23 protein-coding genes and 1 tRNA gene are annotated in these 25,981 nt (G+C 42.4%); 15 read left to right on the forward strand and 9 right to left on the reverse strand.

Going from position 1 to position 25,981, the window contains the following annotated elements:
* Positions 1-184 precede the first annotated feature (184 nt).
* Entirely contained in the window at positions 185-1,333 is a 1,149-nt protein-coding gene (locus tag BLP33_RS23190) for a sensor histidine kinase (RefSeq protein ID WP_090533638.1), read from the forward strand.
* Positions 1,330-2,022 carry a LytR/AlgR family response regulator transcription factor gene (locus BLP33_RS23195; protein WP_090533640.1) on the forward strand — a complete coding sequence of 231 codons (693 nt, stop codon included), beginning with the start codon at positions 1,330-1,332 and terminating at the stop codon, positions 2,020-2,022. Before BLP33_RS23190 ends, BLP33_RS23195 begins: the two co-directional genes overlap by 4 nt.
* Before the next feature lie 148 nt (positions 2,023-2,170).
* On the opposite strand, the gene BLP33_RS23200 is transcribed toward BLP33_RS23195, so the two are convergent.
* The 5 genes from BLP33_RS23200 to BLP33_RS23220 all read right to left on the reverse strand — a co-directional run bounded on the left by BLP33_RS23200 (position 2,171) and on the right by BLP33_RS23220 (position 11,165).
* On the reverse strand, positions 2,171-4,621 hold the full coding sequence (locus BLP33_RS23200) for an FtsX-like permease family protein (protein ID WP_090533642.1): 2,451 nt from the start codon (positions 4,619-4,621) through the stop codon (positions 2,171-2,173).
* A 174-nt stretch (positions 4,622-4,795) separates the two neighbouring features.
* Complete coding sequence (locus BLP33_RS23205) at positions 4,796-8,467, reverse strand: ABC transporter permease (RefSeq protein WP_090533644.1); 3,672 nt, start codon at positions 8,465-8,467, stop codon at positions 4,796-4,798.
* 234 nt (positions 8,468-8,701) lie between these two features.
* Positions 8,702-9,466, reverse strand: coding sequence for a type I methionyl aminopeptidase (gene map, locus BLP33_RS23210; RefSeq protein WP_090533646.1), 765 nt, complete (start codon positions 9,464-9,466; stop codon positions 8,702-8,704).
* A gap of 174 nt (positions 9,467-9,640) precedes the next feature.
* Positions 9,641-10,210, reverse strand: coding sequence for a dihydrofolate reductase family protein (locus BLP33_RS23215; RefSeq protein WP_090533648.1), 570 nt, complete (start codon positions 10,208-10,210; stop codon positions 9,641-9,643).
* Between the two features lie 79 nt (positions 10,211-10,289).
* A complete protein-coding gene (locus tag BLP33_RS23220; protein WP_090533650.1) occupies positions 10,290-11,165 on the reverse strand; it encodes an alpha/beta fold hydrolase in 876 nt (291 codons plus the stop codon).
* Positions 11,166-11,558: 393 nt separating this feature from the next.
* Between BLP33_RS23220 and BLP33_RS23225 the strand changes: the two genes are divergently transcribed.
* The 6 genes from BLP33_RS23225 (at position 11,559) to BLP33_RS23250 (ending at position 15,973) form a co-directional block, all read left to right on the forward strand.
* Positions 11,559-11,807: a hypothetical protein gene (locus tag BLP33_RS23225; protein WP_090533652.1), complete on the forward strand. Its 249-nt coding sequence runs from the start codon at positions 11,559-11,561 to the stop codon at positions 11,805-11,807.
* A gap of 348 nt (positions 11,808-12,155) precedes the next feature.
* Positions 12,156-12,476, forward strand: a complete 321-nt coding sequence (locus tag BLP33_RS23230; protein WP_090533654.1) for an ArsR/SmtB family transcription factor — start codon at positions 12,156-12,158, stop codon at positions 12,474-12,476.
* Positions 12,473-12,973 (forward strand): SRPBCC family protein, encoded by a 501-nt coding sequence (locus BLP33_RS23235; protein ID WP_090533657.1) that lies wholly within the window; start codon positions 12,473-12,475, stop codon positions 12,971-12,973. Before BLP33_RS23230 ends, BLP33_RS23235 begins: the two co-directional genes overlap by 4 nt.
* Before the next feature lie 65 nt (positions 12,974-13,038).
* Positions 13,039-13,467: a VOC family protein gene (locus tag BLP33_RS23240; protein ID WP_090533659.1), complete on the forward strand. Its 429-nt coding sequence runs from the start codon at positions 13,039-13,041 to the stop codon at positions 13,465-13,467.
* Between the two features lie 515 nt (positions 13,468-13,982).
* On the forward strand, positions 13,983-14,954 hold the full coding sequence (locus tag BLP33_RS23245) for a DNA cytosine methyltransferase (protein ID WP_090533661.1): 972 nt from the start codon (positions 13,983-13,985) through the stop codon (positions 14,952-14,954).
* A gap of 20 nt (positions 14,955-14,974) precedes the next feature.
* A complete protein-coding gene (locus BLP33_RS23250; RefSeq protein WP_090533663.1) occupies positions 14,975-15,973 on the forward strand; it encodes a BsuBI/PstI family type II restriction endonuclease in 999 nt (332 codons plus the stop codon).
* Here the strand turns inward: BLP33_RS23250 and BLP33_RS23255 are convergent.
* Together BLP33_RS23255 and BLP33_RS23260 are read right to left on the reverse strand one after the other, a co-directional pair.
* Entirely contained in the window at positions 15,961-16,404 is a 444-nt protein-coding gene (locus tag BLP33_RS23255) for a very short patch repair endonuclease (RefSeq protein ID WP_090533665.1), read from the reverse strand. The two genes, BLP33_RS23250 and BLP33_RS23255, sit on opposite strands and share 13 nt — an antisense overlap.
* A gap of 242 nt (positions 16,405-16,646) precedes the next feature.
* Positions 16,647-16,721: transfer RNA gene (locus BLP33_RS23260), tRNA-Glu, on the reverse strand.
* 200 nt (positions 16,722-16,921) lie between these two features.
* On the opposite strand from BLP33_RS23260, the gene BLP33_RS23265 reads away from it, so the two are divergent.
* Genes BLP33_RS23265 through BLP33_RS23290 form a run of 6 tightly spaced genes read left to right on the forward strand, consistent with a single transcriptional unit; the run spans position 16,922 to position 23,302 of the window.
* Positions 16,922-17,203, forward strand: coding sequence for a DUF427 domain-containing protein (locus BLP33_RS23265; protein ID WP_090533667.1), 282 nt, complete (start codon positions 16,922-16,924; stop codon positions 17,201-17,203).
* A 4-nt stretch (positions 17,204-17,207) separates the two neighbouring features.
* Entirely contained in the window at positions 17,208-18,593 is a 1,386-nt protein-coding gene (locus BLP33_RS23270) for a mercuric reductase (RefSeq protein WP_090533669.1), read from the forward strand.
* A gap of 10 nt (positions 18,594-18,603) precedes the next feature.
* The gene (locus BLP33_RS23275; RefSeq protein WP_090533829.1) at positions 18,604-19,566 is read left to right on the forward strand and encodes an ABC transporter ATP-binding protein; all 963 of its coding nucleotides are present in this window, start codon (positions 18,604-18,606) and stop codon (positions 19,564-19,566) included.
* The gene (locus tag BLP33_RS23280; RefSeq protein ID WP_090533671.1) at positions 19,559-21,130 is read left to right on the forward strand and encodes an ABC transporter permease/substrate-binding protein; all 1,572 of its coding nucleotides are present in this window, start codon (positions 19,559-19,561) and stop codon (positions 21,128-21,130) included. Before BLP33_RS23275 ends, BLP33_RS23280 begins: the two co-directional genes overlap by 8 nt.
* Positions 21,131-21,135: 5 nt before the next feature.
* Positions 21,136-22,287: an ergothioneine biosynthesis protein EgtB gene (gene egtB, locus BLP33_RS23285; protein ID WP_090533673.1), complete on the forward strand. Its 1,152-nt coding sequence runs from the start codon at positions 21,136-21,138 to the stop codon at positions 22,285-22,287.
* 25 nt (positions 22,288-22,312) lie between these two features.
* Positions 22,313-23,302 (forward strand): L-histidine N(alpha)-methyltransferase, encoded by a 990-nt coding sequence (locus tag BLP33_RS23290; protein WP_090533831.1) that lies wholly within the window; start codon positions 22,313-22,315, stop codon positions 23,300-23,302.
* Between the two features lie 79 nt (positions 23,303-23,381).
* Here BLP33_RS23290 and BLP33_RS23295 read toward each other — a convergent pair whose 3' ends face one another.
* Complete coding sequence (locus tag BLP33_RS23295; protein ID WP_090533675.1) at positions 23,382-24,203, reverse strand: phytanoyl-CoA dioxygenase family protein; 822 nt, start codon at positions 24,201-24,203, stop codon at positions 23,382-23,384.
* Between the two features lie 124 nt (positions 24,204-24,327).
* Here BLP33_RS23295 and BLP33_RS23300 point away from each other — a divergent pair, with 124 nt between their 5' ends.
* The gene (locus BLP33_RS23300; protein WP_090533677.1) at positions 24,328-25,221 is read left to right on the forward strand and encodes an AraC family transcriptional regulator; all 894 of its coding nucleotides are present in this window, start codon (positions 24,328-24,330) and stop codon (positions 25,219-25,221) included.
* A 98-nt stretch (positions 25,222-25,319) separates the two neighbouring features.
* Here BLP33_RS23300 and BLP33_RS23305 read toward each other — a convergent pair whose 3' ends face one another.
* Positions 25,320-25,976 carry a response regulator transcription factor gene (locus tag BLP33_RS23305; RefSeq protein ID WP_090533679.1) on the reverse strand — a complete coding sequence of 219 codons (657 nt, stop codon included), beginning with the start codon at positions 25,974-25,976 and terminating at the stop codon, positions 25,320-25,322.
* Positions 25,977-25,981: the final 5 nt, after the last annotated feature.

A 25,981-nucleotide genomic window follows, 5' to 3' on the forward strand; every position in this document is an offset into this window, starting at 1 on the left:
AAACTTTGGTATGAACAGCGTCTTCATTTCGGCGTAAAATGGATATTTGTTATTTGAGCTTCTGCCGAAAACAAACTGCCGGTGGCCCTAAGCCCGGATTTCAAAAATTGCCCGTTTAGCCGGCAAATCGCTATATTAACATCAATAATTTATGAATAAGCCGGGCTTAATATACTTTTGAAGAATGCACCGTATCAAGGTCAAACATATCATCGAGATACTGATCCACCTGGCGTTCTGGGTAGGGGTGTATTACACCCTGAATTCGCTAACCAGCTCAACGGTCAAGATTCGGGTAAACCACAACGGAAAAATCATGGAAAGGAGTGAGGTGGACACCATTTTTCCGTATTCCCGCTTTACACTCGCTTTTCTGGCCCTGCTGTTTTACGGCAATATATTTTGGATCTTTAAAAAAGCGCTTCGGTATAAAAGCTTATTTGCGGGCATCGCTACCGCGGCAGGCTGGTTTATATTGGTCTTTCTGGCCAATTATATTTTGGTTGGTTCTAAATTGAACAGTAGCCTGCCCATTGGGCCTCCGCCCCCTGGTTTTGCAGCAGGCAAGGACGGCCTTAATCACCTGATACCAAATCATAGCGCATTTTTTGCAATAGGGAACTGGGTGCACATGCAGCTCACCATGCTGCTTATTTTTTTAACCGCAGCCGGGCTTTCAATAGCCTATTTCTTTTTGAAAGAATGGGCCCGAACTGAACTGGTACGCAATCAGCTGGAGGCTTATCAACTGAGTACCGAGATCAAATTCCTTAAATCGCAGATCAATCCGCATTTCCTGTTTAATACCCTCAATAACCTGTTTTCGATGGCACAGGAAAAGGGGAATGATGAGCTTGCCGACGGCATCTCCAAACTTTCGGGCATGATGCGCTACATGATCTATGACAGCAATGCCGGTGGTGTACCGCTAAATAAAGAAATAGCATACCTGGAAGACTGTATTACCCTGAATAAGCTGCGTTATGCAGATGATGAGGTAAAAGTGATATTTGATCACCCTGCGCAGACGGGAACTGTCGTCGTCGCTCCGATGCTATTTATCCCTTTTGTTGAAAATGCCTTTAAGCACGGCGTTTCTATTGGGCAAACATCCGGGATAGATATTGCCATTGTTCTTTCAGATCATAAGCTGACCTTTACCTGTATCAACACTAAATATAGCGCCATCAAAAAAATGGAAGACGAGAAAAGCGGCATCGGGCTCGAGAATGTAAAGCGACGGCTCGATCTTTTGTATCCTGGCAAACATGACCTGCAGATCAATGAAGACCGGGGGAAATATATTGTTAAACTCGAAATTGACCTGGAATGATAACCTGCATTGCCATTGATGATGAGCCTAAGGCGCTTGAAGTGATAGAGCGCTATTGTCTTAAAACCAGCCTGGTTGATTTGAAAGCCACCTTTCGCGAACCGGTGAAGGCCATCGAATTCCTGAACCGCGAAAAGGTAGACCTTATTTTTCTGGATATTAATATGCCTGATATCAGCGGAATGCAGTTGGTGCAAACCTTGTCGCCCAGGCCAATGATCATTTTTACTACCGCTTATAGTCACTATGCGGTAGAGAGCTACGACTTGAACGCCCTCGATTACCTGTTGAAACCTATTACTTTTGAGCGCTTTCTTGCAGCTATAAATAAAGCCGCAGCGGCACTATCTTCAAGAAATGGGGTAAGCAAAGAGGATGAGCCCACCGTTTTTATCAAAAGCGGTCCGCAAACTTACCAGGTTAAAGTAGATGAGATCTTGTATCTGGAAAAAGACGGTAATTATATCACCATTCACCTTAAAGACAGAAATATCCTGGTGCGTGAGAATATGGGCGATATTTTTGACCTCGTGCCAGCAGCGGATTTTTTACGGGTGCATAAATCATACGTGGTGGCCATCAAACATATTACCATGATCGAAGTGCATCAACTTATTATTAACGGCGAAAAAATCCCGATAGGAAGCACTTACCGGGATCTTCTGCGCAGCAGGCTGGGGTTAAAATAATGTCCCCCATGTAAAATACGACGGCATTTACTTCAGGGTATATAAGGTTTAATGCTTAGAAATTTCTGACTTTAGTGGTGGCTTGACACCACTAAATACAAACTGGTTTTTTGAAAGAATAATAAAGAATGTTTTTACAAACGGCATTTTAATCGTTTCTTAAACTTTTTACCGGATTTGAGGAGGCTGTCTTGATTGTTTGAAAAGCTGATGTTAAAAATGCGGCAAACAACATTCCAATTCCACTAAGAACAAATATCCACCAGCTTATTGCCGTGCGGTCCGCATAGCTTTGCAACCATTTGGTCATTGCAAACCAGGCAAATGGCATAACCAATACAAAAGATAAAATAATTAATCCGGCTATCTCTGACGACAATAACTTTACTATTTGTGTTACCGACGCGCCAAGTACCTTTCGGATACCAATTTCCCGTGTGCGCCTGTTGGTATTGAAAATGGTTAGCCCGAGTAAGCCCAAACAACTGATTAATATAGAAAGTCCTGTTGCCCAGCCAAGTAATTTCGATGTGCGCTGTTCGCTATCATAAAAACGGGCTACCTCTTCATCAAAAAAATGATAATCAAATTCAATATCTGGATAAACCTCCGTCCAGGCTTTTCTCATTCTGCCGATGGCATTGCTCCAATCATTATTTCCGGTAGTTTGAGGCTTTAGCAAGATATGGAAAAACCGATCATTAAACCGGTAATGCGGGGTTTGTATAGACATGGGCATGATTGGGTCCCGGAGTGATTTCTGATAAAAATCAGCAACTACGCCAACTATCATTCTCTTATTGCCTTCATAATCAAAAGATGCCCCAACAGCATCCGCGGGGTTCTGAAAACCTATCATATGGGTATACTTTTCATTTACCAGTACGGCAGTCAGTGAATCTGCCGGTTGCAGGTTACGGCCGGCTAATAATTTTATACGGTAAACTTTAAGGTAATTCTCGTCGCCGTTTCGTTGTTGCAGGGTTGCTTTAACTTCTTTTTTTCCGTCGTTATAAGTTACTTCCCATACTCCGATCTTTTCATCAGCAGGCGGCTCGCTTCCGATACTCATTAAATCGATCTGGGGGATCTGACTTATTTTGTCTTTAAATAACTGTTGTTTGTTAGTATTTATCGTATTAAGAGGAGTACTTATGTTGATGATCCCATCTTTACTGAAGCCCATATCTTTATGCAGCGCATAAAAAACCTGTTTATTAACCAACAGCGTTGTCATGATGAAAAATTGGGCGATTATAAACTGCGTAACTGACAGCGATTTTCTAAGCAACGTTCCGCCGCTGTTGCCTGTATCTTTGTTCGGCAGGTTATGTAATACAGATACCGGCCGGTACCCGGAAAGGATAATTGCGGGGTACAATCCGGCCAGTAGGGTTACTGTTATTAGGAGTGTGAATAAAAACAGCAACAGGTTGCTATCAAAATAATTAACAGATACGCCCGGGGGGATAAAATCTGCAAAGAATTTCAGTATCACCGGTGTCAGTACCATGGCTATGCAGATGGCAACAAGTGTGATAACCAAAGTTTCGCTCAAAAACTGTACAATTAGCTGCCATCTGCTGCTGCCCATAGTTTTACGGATCCCAATTTCCCGGGCCCGCTGTGCAGCCTGCGCTGTTGAAAGATTAATAAAATTGATGGATCCGAGCAATAACAGAAATCCGGCAACAATGAGTAAACTATATAGCGTAGTCTTGCTCGCCCGCCTCCCTTTTTCAAGATTGGGATATACCAGGTCGAAATGCAGGTCGCGGAATGATTGTAAATGTTCAGTCTGGCCGTCTCCGGGCCTTAGTTCCTTATTGTATTTTTTCAGCAACCCGTTGATCCGCTCTTCTATGTCAGCGGCATTCGCATGTTTATCAATCTTAATGAATAATTGCCACACCACACCCGGCCACTCGGTTAAACGGGTCATGTTTTTCAAATTGGCATTATGCAGGCAGGTTGGATAGGATATAAAATCCTTAAAATAAAAATCGGTATTTTGAGCGGGAGTTTGAACTATACCCGAAACGGTTGTTTTGATGCTGTCATATATAACCGTTTTGCCCAATAATTGGTTGTAAGGGGCATTGGGGAAATATTTCCTGGCCTGATCAGAGGTAAGTACCACCTGGTATGGCTCTCGAAGTGCTGTAGCTGGCGAACCTGCCAGCCATTTATAATTAAACAGATTAAAATATTCATCATCAGCCAGCACAATACTACTTTCACCTCTGAATTTAACCGGACTTGATGTTTCATCGGGGACCTGTACATCAGTGTTTTTCATTTCTAAAAAGCGGGTGGCAGTTTTTATACCAGTTGCTTCTGCTTTTACTATTGCGGGAAGCGGGCCATTTACCATGCCCAATTTGGCTACTACCTTATCCATGTATGAAAAGTCTGTTACGACCCTGTAAATCCTGTCACTATCGTTATGAAACCTATCGAAACTGAGATCAAAACTTACGATAACATAAATAGCCAGGGCCGCACTGACACCAATAGCCAATCCCACTATATTTACGAAAGTAAAAAAACGGTGCGCCCGGAAATTGCGAAGCGCTGCTTTAAAATAGTTTTTGATCATGGCTGTATTGATATGTGAGGTTGATGTTAAGGTTTAGCGGCTGCGTTTCGCATAGGGTTTAATTAGATTCTTTATGCGATCAATTTAAAGAATTCAATTTGTTAAAAGTAAATAATTCAACATATTGTATTGAACCAAATCCATTTAATATCTTTGTTTGCCTGAACCACTTAATCATTCACTCCTCAAACTCTTCACCGGATTAGCTTTCGCCGCTTTTATTGCCTGGAAACTTATGGTTGCAAGTGCAATAACAATTGCTGCCATTCCACCCGCCGCAAATAGCCACCAACTGATATTAATGCGGTAAACATAAGCTTGCAGCCACTGGTGCATGTAATACCATGCAATGGGGGTGGCGATGGCAAAGGCGATAGCAATGAGTATAATAAACTCTTTCGAAAACAAATAAACGATGCTGCCTGACGTAGCGCCAAGTACTTTGCGAATGCCGACTTCTTTTATCCGTTGTACAGCCATGAACGAGGCTAAGCCATACAAACCCAGGCAGCTTAGAAGTATCGCGATAGCTGCAAAAATTTTATACAACTGGGCTAACTGATTTTCCTGTTTGTAAAAACTTGCAATCTTATCATCTAAAAACCGGTATTCATAAACAAAATTGGGAAATGTTTTTTCAAATACTTGTTTAACGGATTGCATCGTCGAAAAAACATTCGTGGTTTTAAGCTTTATGCCGGCCTGATTATACATGGTGATGTTTGTGGCGATAAGTAATGGTGCAAGGCCGTGCCGGAAAGACCTGTCATTAAAATCTTTTAATACGCCAACAACCGGGCATTTTATTACACCATCCCATATGCTGATTTCCTTGTTCAATATATCCCCGGGGTTTTTAATCCCTAAGCTTTTTACAAGCGATTCGTTTACCAAAAACTCCCTGGTAAAGGGGGATGGCTGAAGGTTTCGTCCGGCTATCAACTTTAACTTGTAGGTCGGTACATAGCCTTCGTCGGCAAATTTGGTAATCGCCTTGAAACCTGTTTCTTTTGTTGCGTGGTCAAACCTGACTGCGCTCCATGTATCATTACCGTTTTCAATCGGGGTGTTCGAACTATAGCATACCGCTTGTACTCCGTTTATGGATAATAGCTGGTTGCGCAGATAGTTCAGCCTGCTCATTCGAAGACTATCTACCCGGAACGGAATATTAACAATTGTTTCTTTATCAAAGCCTAAAGGCTGATCCATAAAATAGTCCATTTGCTTTACAATGACGAGCGTTCCGATGATCAATGCCTGCGCAATGATGAATTGAAACACCACCAGGCCCCTTCTTAATGAAATTCCCTTTGCGGGATCTGTTGTGAGTTTACTTTTTAAAGCATTAACAGGATTGAAACGCGATAAAACAATAGAAGGATACAAACCCGCTAATGCGGTTACAACAACTGCTACAGCCAGAAGGAATAAAATAATTGAAGGATTGCTTAATATGTTAAATGAAAGCGACAACTCTAAAAGCCGGCTTATATAAGGTAATGCAAGCATGGTAATAGCAACTGCAAGTAATACAGCGCTTGCTACGATCAAAAATGTTTCGACAATGAACTGGAGTTGTAATTGCGATTTATTGCTCCCCAAAACCTTTCTGACACCAACCTCTTTTGCCCGGTTAACAGCCTGCGCGGTAGAGAGGTTGATAAAGTTTACACAGGCAATGAGCAGGATGAACGCGGCAATTAACCACAATACATTGAGCAACTGATGGCTGGCTGTTTGGTTGCTGTAGTTGCCTGTTTGGGAATCATAATGAACGGCATTTAGTGCTTGTATAATATGACTGTCCTTGTTATCAGAAGATTGTACCTTTTGTGAATAAGCCCTCAGTTGCTGATTAAAATTGTCGGCAGTAAGGTTCTTGGGTAACAAAATATAGCAGCCAAAATCAGTTACCGTTCTGTTCCAATCTGTAGATTTTGCTAAATAGTCTCCGGTAAACCCAGTCCCAAAGCTAACAACAAGTTTGAGCTGAAAGTCAGAATTTGGAGGAATGGTAGCCAGGACCCCCGACACTCTTAATACGTCCGTGCCATGCTCAAACATAAAGCCGCCCATTTGCAATTTAATGGTTTTACCTATTGCCGATTTCCAGTCGCCAAAATACTTTTCAGCAACCTCTTTGGTAAGCAGTACGTTGTCAGGGTCTTTTAATGAAGCGTACGAGCCGGCAAGCAGCGGGAAGTTGAAAATTTTAAAGAATGATGGATTGGTGTAAAACAGGCCCCTTTGTTCCTTAAACATTTTTATCGTGGCCCCATTTTCGTCAGGAATAATCAACTGGTCATTCTGGCTTGCAAAAATTGGGGCAACCTGTTCTATTTGGGGGAAAGCCGTTTTTAATCCTAAAGGCAACGGAAAGGGGATATCTTTGCCATAGGTAATATCACCGGTTTCTGCGTGATGGTATTCGGTTAGCACACGATAGGCACGGTCTTTCTTTGGGTGAAAACTATCAAAGCTTGTTTGAAACTGTATAATGATAAAGATTACCATACAAACAGCAATGCCTACGGCCAGGCCGGTAATGTTAATAGCGGCATAGCTTTTATTGCGTGTTAAATTACGCCAGGCGATTTTGAAATAATTTTTAAACATAAAGTTGCGGTTTGTTTTATCATGAGACCATTTAGGAGCGGTTTCATGATTCAAAACTACCGGCGCAAATTGGGTATCGCTTCTCAACTTATAAGATGGGTACTCTTTTTTTAAGTTGTTTTTATATTCCTGCGGGCTTTTCCCGGTCACCTGCTTGAAAATGCGGCTAAAGGTACTTTGGGAGTTAAATCCCGATTCAAACGCTATCCCTAAAAGGGTGATATGATCATTAGCGGGATCCTGCATTTTCCGCGCAGCTGCCTGTACCCGGTATTCGTTAATAAAATCATTGAAGCTTTTTTTGAGTACCGTATTGATGATTCGTGATAACTCATGGGGATGCATACCGAGCTTTTCGGCGAGGGAGCTTAAACTCAATTCAGGATCTTGGTAGTAATTATTTTCTTTAACAACCCGCTTTAACCAGGCGCCTTTTTGCTTCAGCTCCGCTGGTAGTAATGGTTTTAAAACCGGTAAGTTATCTGCCTGTACGGTAACTTCCGGCCTTAAAAATGCTCTTGCCGCCATCCAGATAAGCGTAGACATTAGCAGGAGATACAAAGGGTAGTAGGCCTGTATGCCTAATTGGTAATCATAATATAAATAGTCAGCAGCTATAAAAGGGATCCACAACAGCCATAACAACCCGAAGACTGTTAGTAGGTTATGTATCCATTTCAACTCGTGCCGGTACCGGTCGCCTCCGTTAAATTTTAGCTCCTGGTAAAAGTTTTCGATCAGCGTGCGGCACAGGTATAGATAAATAATGACCGAGATAAATGCTAATAGCTGTAATACAGGGTTTAATTGCTGAAAGATCAGCGTATCGTAAGTTTCCCGGCCTGTTTTTATACTTTCCAGCACCTCTAAAGCCTGGGCGCTTAGTTCGACTAACAAGGGGCTGAAATGCAGCAGGTCCCTGCGGGTGAATTTATATTCCGGCCGGGTTATTTTAAGTACATAAAAGAAAATGAGCGGGCCAATTGCCAGCGAAAACTGCAGCGGCAGCCGGCCCCAGTTATGAATATAGGTTGACAGCCCGATATCGGTGCCCAGGATCCGGACTATCCACAAAACGGCAATTGCCAATGCCATCGCCAAAAACCGGTTTGCCGACTGGTTTGTTTTCCTGGCGAACCATAAAAGCAAGATAAAAGTGAGGCCGATAAACAGCATCCCAAAAAACGCAGCGTCATAAAGGGTAATATGGAATGTATACGGCTTCAAGTGAATGAATGAGGTTAATAACTACTCCAAATTAATAAAATACTAATGGATAACAGGTTAACGGATAAATTAAATCCAAAATACGCGGTTCTGCCTTATGGGGTTTTTAAATGGATATGTATGCCTTCGGCTTGTTATTGCACGCACAAAAAAGCCGCTCGGTTTCGTAAAGCGGCTTAGTAGCTATCTAATATAAATACTTCAGGGGTGTTGCCTGATCTGTCCCCAAAAGAATTAATCCCAAATACCGTTCTGCGCTGTAAATATTACCGGCTCACCGCCGGTTACCATAATGGTGTGCTCGTGCTGTGCAACAAAACCTCCTTTATTGCCAATTAATGTCCAGCCATCGGCTTGAGTATCGGCAATTGTCGACCGTGTTGAAATGAATGTCTCTATCGCCACCACCGAATTCTTTTTAAAACGCGCAGTGTTATACCTGTCGCAGTAGTTGGCAACTTCATGCGGCTCTTCATGCAAGCTGCGGCCAACACCATGCCCGGTCAGATTTTTTATTACCGTGTAGCCGGCTTTTTTAGCTTCAGTTTCAATTAACCTGCCGATCTCCGAGATCCTGACACCTCCTTTAATGTTTTTGATCGCTTTTTTTAAGATCTCTTTCGAGGCCTCCACCAGTTTGCCATAGCCATGGATATCCTGCCCTAAAACGAAGGAGCCGCCGTTATCAGCCCAGTAACCATTCAGCTCCGCCGATACATCAATATTTACCAGGTCGCCTTCCTTAAGGATCTTATCGGCCGAAGGTATACCGTGCGCTGCTTCCTCATTCACGCTTATACAAGTATGTCCCGGGAAATTGTAGGTTAACAAAGGCGCAGATCTTGCTCCCAGCTGTGCCAGCAATTCGCCGCCGTATTCGTCAAGTTCTTTTGTAGAGATACCCGGTTTGGCGTACTCCCGCATCCTCCTGAGCGTAATGGCTACAGCATCACTTGCCTGCTGCATTCCAATTTTTTCATCTTCGGTAGTTATCGACATTCTTAAACTTTTATTTGTTGCAAAATTAACAATTAATGCGGTTGGCAGGGTTTACCAAATGTCAGTTTGTAAGGGTAGGTGCTGTGTTCCCGGTAGTAATTAAAAAAGCCGCTCTACTTTTGTAAAGTGGCTTTGTAGTGTGTTTGGGAAATTCTTCCCTCCAAGGGCGAAAAGTTATTTTTTCAACGGGCCGACGTGCCGGTAAGTGTTGATGAGCAAACCTGTGGGCGTACTCTTCGAGTCGACAAAAGCAAGTTCACGGGCGTCAATAGTGTCCGACAATAAGCGTTTACCCCGGCCAAGCAACACCGGGTAGGTGATGAGCACAACCTCGTCAGCCAGTCCCTGGTCAAGCAACACAGAAGTTAGCGTTGAACTTCCAACGACGATCAGGTCGGGGCCATCGGTTGATTTGAGATCGCGAATAGACGCGATAATATCCTCGCCCAAACCCTTTACTGGTCCCCATTCCAGGCTGTCGGGCCTGTGGGTTACTATGTATTTTGTTGCGGCATTTATAGCATTTGCCATTGGGAAATCTCCGGCAGTAGGCCAAAAGCCGCTAAATATATCGTAAGTGTGGCGGGCCAGCAGCAGGTCGAAGTTTGGTCCGTATGCCTCCAGCAGGGTTGCCGCCCCGGCAGGACTGCGATAGGGTGTTGTCCAAGCGCCATAGGTATAGTCTCCGTCATGTTCTATCACGCCATCCAGCGAGATATGTTCAAAAATTCTGATTTTTCTCATTTGTTTATAAATAGTTTATAGGTAAATAAAATTTCTTTTTCCTGCGGTGGTATCTTCAGATTGCATTATTGCCACTTTATTATTGTAAAAAGCCATTCAGAAGATCTGATATCGTTTTTGTTTGCTGCATTAAGCTTACATGTCCCTGTGCAGGAACAATGGCCAAATGTGATTTTGGCATTGGTGCCAAATCGGCAGATACGCCACCGCCCAGTAATTGGTATGTTTTTGCCAACTCCACTTTGTCCAGCCCGTCATTATCGCCAGAAATAAGCAGCACCGGCGAGGTGATTTTTGCAATATTGGCATCACCCACGTCAAAGGGTACCCCGGCAAAAACAATCATTTGTTCAACAAACTTTCTCCATTTCGTTTTGTCGGGTGCTACTGCATCATATGCAGTTTTTAACGGAGTATTGTCAAAAAATTCAGGCTTAAAACCTTTAAAACCACCATTTACCACAGGCAGCCAGCCGTTAGTTTTGTACGTAGATGAAATGATCACTAATTTTCTTACCCGTTTAGGGCTTTTTACTGCAAACTGGTAAGCTATGGAACCTCCCATGCTATATCCTGCAACATCGGCACTATCAATTTTTAAGTAATTCATTACTCCTTCCACATCACTTGCCAGGGTAGCAATGTCTAATTTTCTGTCCGAATATGGCGTGTGCCCATGCCCCTGCATTTCAAGGGCAATTACCTTTCTTGTTTTTGACAGTTCAGGGATTAACTGCGCCCAGTTCAGCTCAATGGTATAAAAAGCGCCATGCAGCAAAACGATAGGTTTTCCCTCGCCGTAAACTTCGTAATAAACTTTGATGCCATTAACCGGTGCATAGCCACTGGCGGCAGGCTTAAGCTGTTGCCCTTTACATTGAAATATTGTAAAAAGAAGCATAGCTATTATTAATACCGGTTGGATGACATTAGATCCTTTGAATACTCTTTTCATGGAATGTTAGTTTAATTGTTTCGATTTTGATTGACAATACAAAGATGGCAGTTATTTTAGGCTTGTGTGCTGTGTGAAAACGACAAATTGCGGGGTGGATCGCGACACAAAGATATTGCCGGTGAGTTTTCTTTATATTTAAGCCGATAGCGACCGAATGCCGCGGCGCTAAGATCCAATTAAAACCACTTTACTTTTCACTTTCGTAAAGTCTTTTCCTGGTTGTAGGGAACTATCTCGAACCTATTGTGTGGCAGTGAGTATGCGGCGCAGGGATGCGAAGTAAAATACTCGTGACTTCTCAGGTAGTTTCCTTTATTTAGTAACTTGTAATCGAAATAGTAGCCTGCAATTTCAACTACTAAAATTTAACCGTTAACAGATATCACATCAATGAAACAAAAAGAATTAGCCGAATTAACAAACGACGAATTATTACAGGAAGCAAGGAAGATCAAGTCTGGTAAGCTTATGGATGCCGTGATCTTTGGTTTTTTAATTGGAGTGTCCGTTTATAGCGTTGCCAGAAATGGGTTTGGATTGTTGACCTTTCTTCCATTGGTTTATATTCCGATAGCGGCGCGGAATAGGGTCAGGAATAAGGAAATAGAGAGATTGGTGACCGAGAGGGGCTTGAAATAGATCCTATCCGGCCTGAGTATGCAGCGCTGGGATGCAGCGTAGAGTGCCCGTGGCTTCTTAGTTTTGATAAGTCACGGGTACGCCCACTCGCTTTTGTGTCGCATCCCCATGCCAGCGAGAAGAAGGAGCTTTAAGCTGTTTATAATATCTTGAATATTAAATTGTTGTTCAACATTCGACGATCCCCGGTAAAATCAATCCCCTTGTTTCAGTGATGAAACCTTCTTGCCTTAACTAATATCCAAACCTTTAAGCTTTCGTCCCCACCCAAAAGATAATCGCAAATAAATTTGCGCAACTCAAAAGTTGCATATATATTTACGCAACTTAAAAGTTGCGCGTTTTAAAATGAAACAAGATCTATTCCAGGCCATAGCCGATCCGACACGCAGAGCTATTTTAACTTTAATTGCTATTAAGGCTTTGACGCCGAATGCAATGGCCGAAAAATTTGATATGACCCGGCAGGCAGTATCTAAACATATTAAAGTACTGCATGAATGCGAATTGATTAAACCAGAGCATTCGGGCAGGGAAATTTATTATCACTTTAATGCAAAGAAAATGCAGGAGCTCGACAACTGGTTAGCCCAATTCAGGCAAAGCTGGGAAACGCAGTTTAATCAGCTCGATAAAGTATTATCAACAATTAAACAACAGAAAATATGAACAACGATTTGCTATTTGATTTTACCGTTGATAAAGCAGCGCAAAAGGTATTTATAACCCGCGAGTTTGATGCCGGGCTTGACCTGGTATGGGATGCTTTTACCAAACAGGAAATACTTGACCAATGGGCTGCACCCGCACCAATGCGCTCCAAAACCAAATACATGAATTTTGAAGTTGGAGGACGAAGATTTTACGCCATGGTAAGCCCCGACGGACAAGAACGCTGGCTGCTGCAGAAATATACTTCTATTACCCCCAAAACCAATTTTCAATTATATAATTCTTTTGCCGACAAAGATGAAAACCCCGAATTACCGGGCTCGGAATGGGATTACAATTTCAGCGAACAAGACGGCATAACAACGGTGAATATTTCCATTTATAATGAATCGCTTGAACGAATGGAACGCTTAACCGAAGGCTTCACTAAAGGAATGATGCTGATGTTGAAAAACCTGGACGATCTGTTTTCAACCTTGTCGCAAAAATCATAAGGTGAAATGAATATTAATAACCGAAGAGATAAACAAAAAACATAACAATTTAAAAACTAAAAATTATGAGAGCAATTAATCCCTGGATCAACTTCAATGGCAACGCCCAGGAAGCATTCAATTTTTACAAATCAGTTTTTGGCGGAGAGTTCACCAGGATCATTCGCTTCAAAGAGTTAGCTGGCCCTGAATTCCAGGTGGCGGAAAGTGAAGAAAGCAAAATAATGTACATCGGTTTACCCCTCGGTAAAAACAATGTATTGATAGCCAATGATGTTCCCGATTTTATAGGGAAGGTAAGTGAAAACGAAAACAGGTCTAAAATATATGCGGGCGCCGAAAGCCGTGAAGAAGCCGACAAAATATTTAACGGATTATCAGCAGGCGGCGAAGTTGAAGGGCCGATTGGTGATAGCCCCTGGGGTACATACGCCGGTATGTTCAGGGATAAGTATGGTATAGAATGGATTGTGGAATTTGATCCCCAATCATAACGGGTAAATTTAAAAGTACACCGGGTTACTTAATCAAGTGTCCCGATTTTCAACAAGAAAGCCGTTTAGTGAGAGCTAACCGGCTTTGTTCGTAGCTCCGACTGGCAATTATATAAGCTTTTTTTACAAGGGTGAAGACAACTAACCAGAAAGTTCGCGAACTTTGACCAAGTTAATCTGCATTAGTGGTACAAACAATAGGATCATAAATAGATTCGTTATTATGCAGTATTGTTGATCTATTATTTAGATGATTAAACAAATTTTTTATCGGTATTACTAATGTCAGATGTAAATCTCATACGACGTTATTCTCTTTGGTTTTTCTAAGACTCTCTTGGAAAGTAAATTACGATTGCAAAAACACTATATCTTTTTAGTCTGCTTTTAATTTAAATTAATCGGTTAAAAAAATAAACCGGACCTTTTATTTTAAATGCATAACTTAGAAAATGCGATGTTCTTGGTGCTATTATTATTAGTATTTATATTACTTTTGCGCAATTACTTCAGTCATGGCCTATTTGGATTTAATTAACCAGTTGCTTACGCCTAAAATTACAGAAAAAACGCTGGTGCTTGATTTATTTGCAGGTTGCGGTGGTTTGGCCTTGGGCTTCGAAGCCGCGGGATTTGAAACGCTTGGCTTTGAAATGAATCCTGACGCAGCAAATACTTACCGTGCAAATTTAAAAGGGGATTGTAGAACCGAAAAACTTACATTGGATACCGAATATCCTGCTGCGGATATCGTGATTGGCGGACCGCCATGTCAGCCATTCAGCGTTGGGGGCAATCAAAACGGTATCCATGATTCAAGAAATGGTTTTCCCTTTTTTGTTGATGCAATTCGCAAAGTAAAACCTAAAATGTTTCTATTTGAGAATGTAAGGGGCCTGCTGTATTCGAATAAATGGTATCTTGAATTAATTATTGAGGAATTAGAAAGTCTCGGCTATAAAACAAACTGTAGACTGCTTAATGCCGTTCATTATGGCGTTCCGCAGAATCGAGAAAGACTGTTTTTGGTGGGACATAATTCGGAATTTAGTTTTCCTGCACCTGAATTAAAAAAATACACAGCCGGTGATGCGATTTTTGATTTAATGAATACAGTGCCTCAAGAAAGTAAATTTTTGACGGAAGCTCAAGATATTTATATAGCAAAATATGAGAAAGCCTCTAAGTGTATAAATCCACGAGATATATATGCAGATAGGCCTTCACGTACTTTGACTTGTAGAAACTTATCCGGGGCTACCGGTGATATGCATAGAGTCAGGCTACCGGATGGCAGGCGCCGTCGTTTGCTCCTTAGAGAAGCTGCGAGGCTTCAGAGCTTTCCTGATCATTTTATTTTCACTGGTGCTGAAACTAGCCAATTCAACCAGATTGGAAATGCAGTACCTCCAATGCTTGCTTATAAAATGGCTCAGGCTGTAAAAGAGTGCTATTGTAAAGAAAAACCGTCTCAATTTGCTGCCTAGCCGTACTTTGTCTGTAGGATATGATTGACTATTTGCCTAAATCGAAAAAATCGGAGCGTATAAAAGACCTAACGAATGAGGCGCTCGATATCTTGTATAATGTGGGTATTCCTTTTTCAGGAAAAGGGCCTCGTGGCCTAGAGAGTATGGCGCTGGCTTTTCTTGCTGTTGCAGGTATAAAGCGATCCTGGAAGGAAGCTCAAGGACAGAACGAACATAGACACATCAAAACCAGAGACATTATCAAATTTGAAAATGAACACTTTGAAGAAAATATATCACCTGGCTCTTATGATGACGTTAGGCGTAAACATCTTAAATTATTAGTACTGGCAGATTTAGTACTTAACAGTGCAAACAACCCAAGTGCTGCTCCTAATGATCCTACGCGCGGGTATACGTTGAGCAGTGAATTTAAAGATCTGGTTACCTATTACGGAACGGAAGATTGGGCAATTAAACTGAAACTTTTTACTAAAAACAGACCTAGTTTAAGCGAGATTCTTCAGCGAAAAAGAGATATGCCAAAAGTTCGGGTAACTCTATCGACAGGGCATATTTTGGATTTCTCAAGAGGTGGACATAATCAACTTCAGCGTGAAATTATAGAGGAATTTTTACCGCGATTTGCAGGTCAGTGTGAAGTTTTGTATGTCGGTGATGCAACTGATAAATATCTCTTACGCGAGGATGATAAATTGCGGTCACTCGGCTTCTTTGAGCTTACGCATGATTCGTTGCCAGATGTGGTCGCATATAATTTTGAGAAGAATTGGATATTTCTTATCGAGGCCTTTTATACATCGGGCCCCATGAGTGAGGAGCGTATTCTTGAGCTCAAAAAAGCATTGAAAAATTGTGTTGCAGACCTAATTTTCGTTACCGCTTTTACGTCGAAAAGCGATTTTCGGAAAAACATCGCAGATATAGGATGGGAAACCGAAGTGTGGACAGCTGATAACCCTGATCACCTGGTTCATTTCAATGGCGGCAAATTTCTAGGGCCTTATAGTTCATGACTGTTTGTTGGCAGTATATTTTTCAGTGTTTTGAGTAAACTGTTTAATGTTTGGTTTGCACACTTAGGTTTTAGCTCACATTCCCAAATAGTTATAATGTTCCAGCCCAGAACCTGAAGCTCGTTTGTTGCTTCAATATCCTTCATTTGGTTTCTTTTGATTTTAGCGTCCCAAAATTCGATTCGCGTTTTCGATACAGGAGCATAACGACAGTTTTCGTGACCATGCCAAAAGCAGCCATTGACAAAAATAACGGTCTTGTATTTGGGCAGCACAATATCCGGCTTTCTGGGAAGTCTCCTGTCGTGAAGTCTGTATCGAAAGCCTCTTGAAAACAAAAATCTACGCACTAATAGTTCTGGCTTTGTGTTTTTGCTCCTAATCTTCGACATGTTGTAACTTCTTACATCTTTGGAATGAATATCGGTCATGATTGCTAGTAATCCATTGATTAATAAAAAATAACTTATAGTAAAATAGACGTAAGCTTTAAAATGAAAACAACAAGCTTTATTTTATTACAGGTATCGAGGTCTAATATTAATAATAATAACAGAATAAAATTTTAATGGTTGTCTATAGTTCTGTATTACAAAAAATGGCTTTGCTGATAAACTGTGCTGCGTGTCTTGATTAAAAAACAAAAAAGCCGCTCTGCATTCGCAAAGCGGCTTGGTAGCCCGTAGGGGAATCGAACCCCTGTTTGAAGAATGAAAATCTCCTGTCCTAACCCCTAGACGAACGGGCCGTCTTTTTTAATTTTGTTTCCCTTGTTTTGGGATTGCAAAGATAGAGTTTAAGTGATAAAATAAAAATAAATTTTTAAAAAAAATTAAAAGTACTGCGAAATGGATTGTGTGTCAATTAAATAAAATAAAATTGCGATTTCAAACTTGCAAACTTTGCCGGGTTAAAGCTATCTTTATTCCATAAATCAATCATCTTTTTATGAAAGCTATCTGGAATAACCAGGTCATTGCCGAAAGCAATGACACTATTGTTGTTGAAAATAATCATTATTTCCCTAAAGAAAGTGTTAAGGCCGAGTACCTTAAACCGTCCGATGTGCATACAACATGCCCGTGGAAGGGGCTGGCATCATATTATTCCCTCGAAGTTGACGGCAAAGAAAACCAGGATGCCGCCTGGTTTTATCCCGAACCAAAGGATGCCGCAAAAAACATTACCAACTATGTGGCGTTTTGGAAGGGCGTGAAAATTACCGAATAAAGCTATGAAAACATACGATGCCATTGTTATAGGCGCCGGTCAGGCCGGCGCCCCATTAGCCAAAAAATTGGCTAATGCCGGGAAAAAGACCGTTATAATTGAGAAACGATTTTATGGCGGTACTTGCGTTAACGATGGCTGTACGCCTACTAAAACCATGGTTGCTTCGGCGAAGGCAGCCTACATGGCCGGTAAAAGTCATGAATTGGGCGTGCCTGTAAAAAAGTTTTCGGTTGATCTTGCTGCCATAAAAAAGCGTAAGGACGATATCGTATTACGCTCGCGTAATGGCGGACTAAAATCTGCCGAAAAAACACAGAACCTCGATGTGGTGTTGGGTGAGGCAACTTTTACCGGCAAAAAAATGGTTGAGGTTAAGCTTAACAGCGGCAAAAAGCAAACGATTACTGCCGATCTTATCTTTTTAAATCCCGGCGCGCTGCCTTTGATTCCCCAAATTGAAGGATTGAATGAGATAAAATATCTCAACTCAACCACCATACTTGATTTGGAAGAAGTACCAGAGCATCTGCTTGTGCTTGGCGGAAATTACATTGGACTGGAGTTTGGGCAAATGTTTCGGCGGTTTGGCAGCAAGGTTACCATTTTAGAAAAATCGGAGCGGATAGTTTCGCATGAGGATGAGGATATTTCGGCAGAGATGCAAAAGATCCTCGAACTGGAGAAAATCGAGGTACTTAATAATGCTCAGGCTGTTAAGTTTAAACAAAAAGCCGGCGGCAAAATAACAGCGACGATAGCTCAAAAAGGAGAGGAGCGAAAAATTAAATGCACCCATGTATTGGTGGCCATCGGCCGCAAACCGCAAACGGGGGCTTTGAATTTGCCCATCGCAGGGATTGAAACGGATGAGCATGGTAATATCAGGGTGAACGATAAGCTGGAAACCTCAGCCGCTGGTGTTTATGCACTTGGTGACGCAAAGGGCGGCCCGGCGTTTACACACATTTCCTACAACGATTATACCATTGTTTACCGTAACCTTTTTGAAAAAACGGATTATAACATCCAGGATCGTCCGGTGCCTTATTGCATGTTTACCGATCCGCAACTGGGCAGGATCGGTTTGGATGAAACGGGGGCAAAAAAGCTGGGTATTAAATATAAAGTAGCAAAACTGCCCATGGCCCATGTGGCGCGTGCTATTGAAACCGGCGATACACGTGGTTTTATGAAAGCCATTGTTGATCCGGATACAAAAAAGATCTTAGGTGCTACCGTACTTGGCCCCGAGGGCGGAGAAATCATGACTGTGCTGCAAATGGCTATGGAAGGTGGGATCACTTACGACAGGATCCGCTATTGTGTTTTTGCCCACCCGCTGTATTCCGAATCACTGAACAACCTTTTTATGACCCTTGGGGATTAAACCGGCGCGCATGATCAAAGTTGATAAGGTAAGCAAGCATTTTGGCGAAGTTAAAGCGGTTGATGGCGTATCGTTTGAGGTAAAAGATCAGGAAAACCTGATCCTGTTAGGCACCAGCGGCTGCGGTAAAACTACCACGCTAAAAATGATCAACCGCCTTATTGAGCCAACAACCGGTAGCATTTACATTGATGATAAAAATATCATGGAGCAGCAGCCTGAAATCCTGCGCCGCGGAATTGGCTATGTATTGCAAAATAATGGCTTGTTTCCGCATTATACGGTTGCTCAAAATATAGCGGTTGTTCCTACCCTGTTAAAATGGGATAAGCAGAAAACTGAAAAGCGCACGGCCGAACTAATGGAAAAACTCCATCTCGATGCTTCGTATCTGAATATTTACCCTAACGAACTGAGCGGTGGCCAGCAGCAGCGCATTGGCCTGGCCAGAGCATTGGTTTCGGACCCGCCGGTGCTGTTGATGGATGAGCCCTTCGGGGCGTTGGACAATGTTACCCGATCAAAAATCCACGCCGAATTTAAGGCACTTGATGAGCTTAAGCGTAAAACCATCATCATGGTAACGCACGATGTACAGGAAGCTTTTGAATTGGGCGACAGGATCTGCCTGATGGATAAAGGGAAAATTGTACAGTCGGGCACACCTGCTCAGTTACTTTTTAACCCTGTTAACGATTTTGTAAAGGATTTTCTAAAACATCAGCGCCTGCAACTGGAATTTAAGGCCATTAAACTGATTGATCTCTGGGAGCTGCTGCCTGAATTGAACAAAGAAGCAAAAGCCTCGTCATTTGATGCTGGTACTAACCTGTGGGAGGCCCTGGAGAGTTTTAAATTTAATAACGGCGAAACCATTAATATCAGCAAAGATCAAAACCAGGTTAAAACTGCAAGCTTTGAACAACTGATGACGGCCTTTTATCAATATAAAAACCATCAGGCCCATGAATGAGCAGCAACAAACCTTGTGGGAGTTTATGCAGCAGCAAGCGGGTAAACTGCAGGAGCAAACCCTGCAGCATATTGGGCTTACTTTTATTTCCCTCTGCATTGCTGTATTGATGGGCTTGCCGCTGGGGATCCTTATTGTTCGGAAAAAGCAATTGGCCGGTGCGGTTTTAGGGATTGCAGGGGTATTACAAACAATCCCCAGCATCGCGTTGCTTGGTTTCATGATCCCCCTTTTGGGGATTGGCCCTAAGCCAGCCATTGTTGCATTATTGCTATACGCACTTCTACCCATTATCCGCAACACCTACACGGGCATTTTAGGGGTTGATGCGTCGGTTAAAGAAGCTGCTGTTGCTATGGGGATGAGCAAATGGCAAATCTTGTTTAAGGTAGAGTTGCCCCTGGCTATGCCGGTAATATTTGCCGGCATCCGCACGGCTACGGTGATTAACGTTGGCGTGGCAACACTGGCTTCGCTCATTGCAGCCGGTGGTTTGGGCGAGTTTATTTTCGGTGGGATCTCACTTAATAATACCAACATGATCCTGGCGGGAGCAATCCCTTCGGCTTTGCTTGCTGTTGTTTTTGATTTATTACTGTCGATGGTGCAGAAGGTCAGCTTTAAAAAGCTTAAACGGGTGGTATATGTTTTTCCGGTATTGCTGGTAGTATTCTGCCTGTTCTATATCATCCCGGCCAAATCAAAAGGAAAGCTTACCGCGGGTTTTACGCCCGAATTTATGGGCAGGCAGGACGGCGACCTCGGCCTCCGGAGCAAATACGGCTTAAAGATCCATACCATCGTGATCAGCGATGCTGTAATGTATAAGGCTGCATTTGAAAAGCACCTGGATGTAATTAGTGGCTATTCAACCGATGGCAGGCTAAAAGCTTACGATTTGGTTGTGCTGGATGATGATAAGCACATTTTTCCGCCATACTATGCGGCGCCAATTGTTCGCGATGATGCCCTGAAAAAATTTCCTGACCTTGAGCCGACATTAAATCTGCTTTCGGGCAAAATAAATGATTCAGTCATGACGGTTTTAAATTACCGTACCGACTATCTTCACCAAAGCCCCGAACGTGTTGCAAAGGATTTTTTGGTTGCCAATAAATTATGGCGACCGGAACGGGGCGGGAACGATGGTATAGTGCGGATAGGTTCAAAGATATTTGGTGAACAATACATCCTGGCTAATATGTACAGCATGCTGATAAAGGGTTATACAGGCCATGATGTATCAACAAAAACAGGTTTGGGAGGCACCAAGATTTGTTTTGACGCCCTAACCAATAACCAGATAGATTTTTACCCCGAATACACAGGTACGGGTTTGCTGGCAATTTTACAGGCATCGCCAAAAACGGTTAATGAGGTAACAGTAAACAGGGATAGCACATACAATTATGTACAACGCCAGTTTGAAAGCAGGTATCAAATTAAATGGCTTAAACCCATTGGTTTTAACAATGCTTACGCTTTAATGATGAGGCAGCAGCAGGCCAGGCAATTGGGGATTAAAACAATTTCAAACTTAAAACAGTTTTTGGATAAGAAATAACATCGATGGATTTAATAGCCCGGTACAAAGAGGTACGCCAACGTACAGAGAAAATTTGTTCGTATTTGCAAACGGAAGACTATGTGGTGCAACCCGTGGTAGATGTTAGTCCGCCTAAATGGCATATCGGGCATGTTACCTGGTTTTTTGAAACTTTTATTCTTAAGCCTTACTTTATGGGCTATCAGGAGTACAATCCCGATTACAATTACGTTTTTAACAGCTATTATGAAACTGTTGGCACACGCGTTATCCGTACAGATCGTGGCAACCTGAGCCGCCCAACGGTTATTGAAATTTACAGTTACCGTAAATATGTTGACGAGGCCATGGAGGGCTTTTTATGCGGCGAAGTAAGTGACTATGTTAAAGAACTCCTTATTCTCGGTTTTAACCACGAAGAGCAGCACCAGGAGCTTTTAATGACCGATATTAAATTCATACTGGGCCATAATCCGTTGTTTCCTGCCTATAATAAAAATTATACAGCGCCTCGTATTGATGAAGGGGAGGATGATGCTTTTATCAGCATGGATGAAGGCATTTATGAAATAGGCTTTAACGGCGATGGATTTTGTTTTGATAATGAACTCAACCGGCATAAAGTATACCTCAATGCCTATGAAATAAGTCCCAAACTGGTAACCAATGCCGAATACCTGGAATTTATTAACAGCGGCGGTTACCATGATTTCCGGCACTGGCATGCCGAAGGCTGGGATTGGGTGAAAACCAATAAAGTAGAAGCGCCTTTGTATTGGCATTTGATAGATAATGAATGGCATAACTATACGTTTCACGGATTGGAACCACTGCATTTAAAAGATCCTGTTACACATATCAGCTATTTTGAAGCTTACGCTTATGCATCGTGGAAAGGATTGAGATTGCCAACGGAGTTTGAATGGGAAGCGGTATCCTCGAAATTTAACTGGGGTCGCCGCTGGGAGTGGACAGAAAGTTCCTACCTTCCTTATCCGGGTTTTGCCAAAGCACCGGGTGCCATAGGCGAATACAATGGCAAGTTTATGGTTAACCAGAAAGTTTTGCGCGGCGCGTCAGAAGTTACACCTCCGGGTCATAGTCGTGCAACTTATCGCAATTTTTTTCAGACAAATTTACGATGGCAATTTACTGGCATAAGACTTGCGAGGTAAATTGACACAAAACACCACCACATCTATGAACCAAGCCTTTACACCCACAGCCGTAAATTGTGACATAAGTGCCGAAAACAGGCAGTTTTATGCCGACGTTGTAGCAGGGCTGCAGGCGGAGCCAAAGCACCTCAATTCAAAGTATTTTTATGATGCAAATGGCGATAAGCTGTTCCAGGAGCTCATGAACTGCCCTGAATACTATCCGACTAACTGCGAACTGGAGATATTTTCAGAAAAAACCGCTGAAATCTGCGATGCGCTGATTGCCGATGGAGATGCTTTTGACCTGATAGAACTTGGTGCTGGTGATGCCACAAAATCCTCTTACCTGCTTAAATATCTGCTGGATAAAAAAGCTGATTTTACTTATTTGCCTATTGATATCTCAGATAATGTAATATCATATCTCAATATAACCCTGCCCGTAACTTTGCCCGGCTTAAAGATCACCGGACTAAATGGCGAATATTTTGAGATGCTGAAAAAGGCCGCCGCTATTTCGCCAAGGCGTAAAGTGGTGCTGTTTTTAGGTTCAAACATTGGCAATATGCCACTTGATGGGGCCATAGAGTTTTGCCGTGAGCTAAGGAATAACCTATCAGAAGGGGATATGGTGTTAATTGGCATGGACCTGAAGAAGGACCCGCGAGTTATCCTTGCTGCTTATAATGACAAAGATGGTATTACCCGCGAGTTTAATCTCAACCTGTTACGCCGCATTAACCGCGAGCTGCATGCTAATTTTGATATAAGCAAGTTTGAACATTATCCAACCTACGATCCTGAAACCGGGGCGTGCAAAAGCTACCTCATCAGTTTGCAAGATCAGCAGGTAAGCGTCGGCAACGAAAAAATAGATTTCAAGAAGGATGAATACATCTACATGGAGATCTCCCAAAAGTTCACCCTTATGCAAACCGATCAGATAGCCATAAACACAGGCTTTCAACCGGTAGGCCAGTTTTTTGATACCAAAAAATGGTTTATCGATGCGGTTTGGGTAGCGGCGTGACCTCACCCAACCCTCTCCAAAGGAGGGGGCTTTTACAGCTATTTTAAAGTCTCCCCCTTTGGGGGAGATTTAGAGGAGGTCAGAGCACCTTCGGGTTCAACTCCGAATCAATCAGATCCCCGATTGGTTTACCCATCAGCCATTTATGGTGATCATTTTTTTGCCATTCGTTTTTGTAAGGGGTAACGCGTGCACCATCGGCTACATAGATGATGGTCATGATCTCGCGCATTTTGTCTGAGTTATTGCCGGGAGCATTGTGAATAGTGAAGCCCCGGTGCCAGGTTGCATCGCCGGCCTTCATGGTTTGGGCGCGGGTTATTTCAAATCCTTTCTCTTTCACATAATCGTCAAACGCCGATTCCGATTCGTCAGAAATTTCATGGTTAAATACAGCGCCATTAACGTATGAACCCGAGGCAAAAGTCAGCATACCCATGTTTACATCAATATCAACCAGGGGCATCCAAAGGGTTACCGTATTGTTGGTATCGATGGGCCAGTAATACTGGTCCTGGTGCCATGGGGTAGGGCCGCCGCCGGGCTCTTTAAAGAGTGCCTGGTCGTGATAGATACGTACATTTTCAACCCCCATGAGGTCGGCGGCAATTTTGGCCAGGCGTTTGGCCATTACAAAGGTTTTAACATCTTCATCAACCTGCCAAAGGTTCATGATCTGCAAAAAGGCTTTACCATAAGTGTCGCGCTCTTCCAGTTTGCGCTTTTCGGTGTTGTACCTGTCGGCCGCGCCAACAATTACGGGGCGATAGGCAGCAATTTCATCTTTTGTAAGCACTTCGTGTACAAGGGTATGGCCTTTTTCACGAAATTCATTAATATTGTGGTTGGATAGTTTTATAAAATTATCAAGTGACGGTAAATGAGCGATCTGTGTATCCATAGTTTTTAGGTTTATATTTCAAAGTAAGGTTAACTTTAGTTGAAAAAAAATGAAATGAATGGTACATTTATGGATGATTTTATCCGTAATTTGAATTAGAATTTTATTTACGTTAAAATATGCAATGATAAAAGCGTCGTACGAAGTTCTTCAACCTACAAATACGCAGTCATTTCTGGTACGGAAATTTGATAAGCTGGCATTTGATGCCCCTTATCATTTTCATGAAGAATATGAATTAACGTGTATCATCAGCGGCACCGGCAAACGCTATGTTGGCAGCCACATGGAAGATTTTGCGTCCGGCGATCTCGTGTTGCTTGGTTCTAACCTGCCGCATTGCTGGAAACTTGAACCCAATGAAACAGTGCTTCGCGAGGCAAGCGCGGTGGTGATCCAATTTAATGATGCTTTTTTGGGCGAAGAGTTTTTTAACAAATTTGAGCTTCAGCTCATCAAAAAACTTTTTCAGCAAAGCGGTTGCGGGGTGTCATTTTATGGCGAAACGCGTGCCGAGGTTAACAAACTGCTGCTTAGCCTGGTTGAAGAGAAAAGCAATTTCAGGATGCTGATAGGTTTGCTCGAGATCCTGCACCGTATGGCTTCATCAGAAGAGTACGTGCTGCTCGATCAGAACCGCATTATTGGCGAGCGCTCAAATACCGAGCGTGAGCGTATTAACCCGGTATTTGCTTACCTGGTTGAAAATTTCAGAAAACATGTATCATTAGATAAAGCGGCCGGTATTGCCAATATGACCCCGAATGCTTTTTGCAAATACTTTAAAAAAGTTACCCGCAAAACATTCATGGAAACTATAATTGAGTATCGCCTTAATTATGCCATACAGCAACTGGTGCAAACAGATAAGCCTATTTCAGAGATCTCCTATGAGAGCGGCTTTGGCGATGTATCGCACTTTTATAAAATGTTTAAAGCCAAAATGAACCTGAGTCCGCTTAACTACCGCAAAAGATTTATGCGTAACCTGGCCGGCGATAAAAAGTTATCAGCGTAATTAAGTATTAAGTCGGAAGTCTTTAGTCAGAAGTCGGTCAGGTCTTGTACTTCTTACTTATAATTAATGGCTTAAGACTTACAACTTAGGGCTTACGGCTAATTTACACTAATAATGCCGCGTTTAATGGCATAAATAACCAATCCCACTAAATTTTTCGACCCGGTTTTTTCAAACAGCCTTGCACGATACCCTTCAACAGTACGTACACTCAGAAAAATTTTATCTGCTATTTCCTGATTGGAGCATTCCTGGCAAACCAGTTTAAGCACTTCAATTTCGCGCTCGTTAAGGTCGGTTTTGTTATTGGGAATATTATCGGCATGATCGTTGCCTACTAGCTGTTTGATGAGCGTTATAGAGAGATGTTCATTAAAATAAAAACCTTTGTTATAAACGGTTGATACAGCTTCGATGATCTCTTCCGGTTCGGCATTTTTAAGCAGGTAGCCCGATGCTCCGGCCTTCATCATATCCACAATGTATTTGTCTTCATTAAACATGGATAACGCAAGGATCTTAATATCCTTAAAATGCTGATGGACATAGGTGGCGGTTTGGATGCCGTCCATTTCGGGCATTTTAATATCCATCAATATAACATCGGGGGTTTTGTCGGTCAATAAGCCTATCAGCTCTTTGCCGTTCGAAGCCTCGAGTACCAGCTCAAAACCTCCGCAATCTTCGAGGGTAGCTTTTAAACCATTTCTGAAAATTTTATGGTCGTCTACTATACCTAATTTAATTGGCCCCATAGGTT

It is taken from the genome of Mucilaginibacter sp. NFR10 (assembly GCF_900100445.1).
In the GTDB taxonomy this organism is placed as follows: Bacteria; Bacteroidota; Bacteroidia; order Sphingobacteriales; family Sphingobacteriaceae; genus Mucilaginibacter; species Mucilaginibacter rubeus.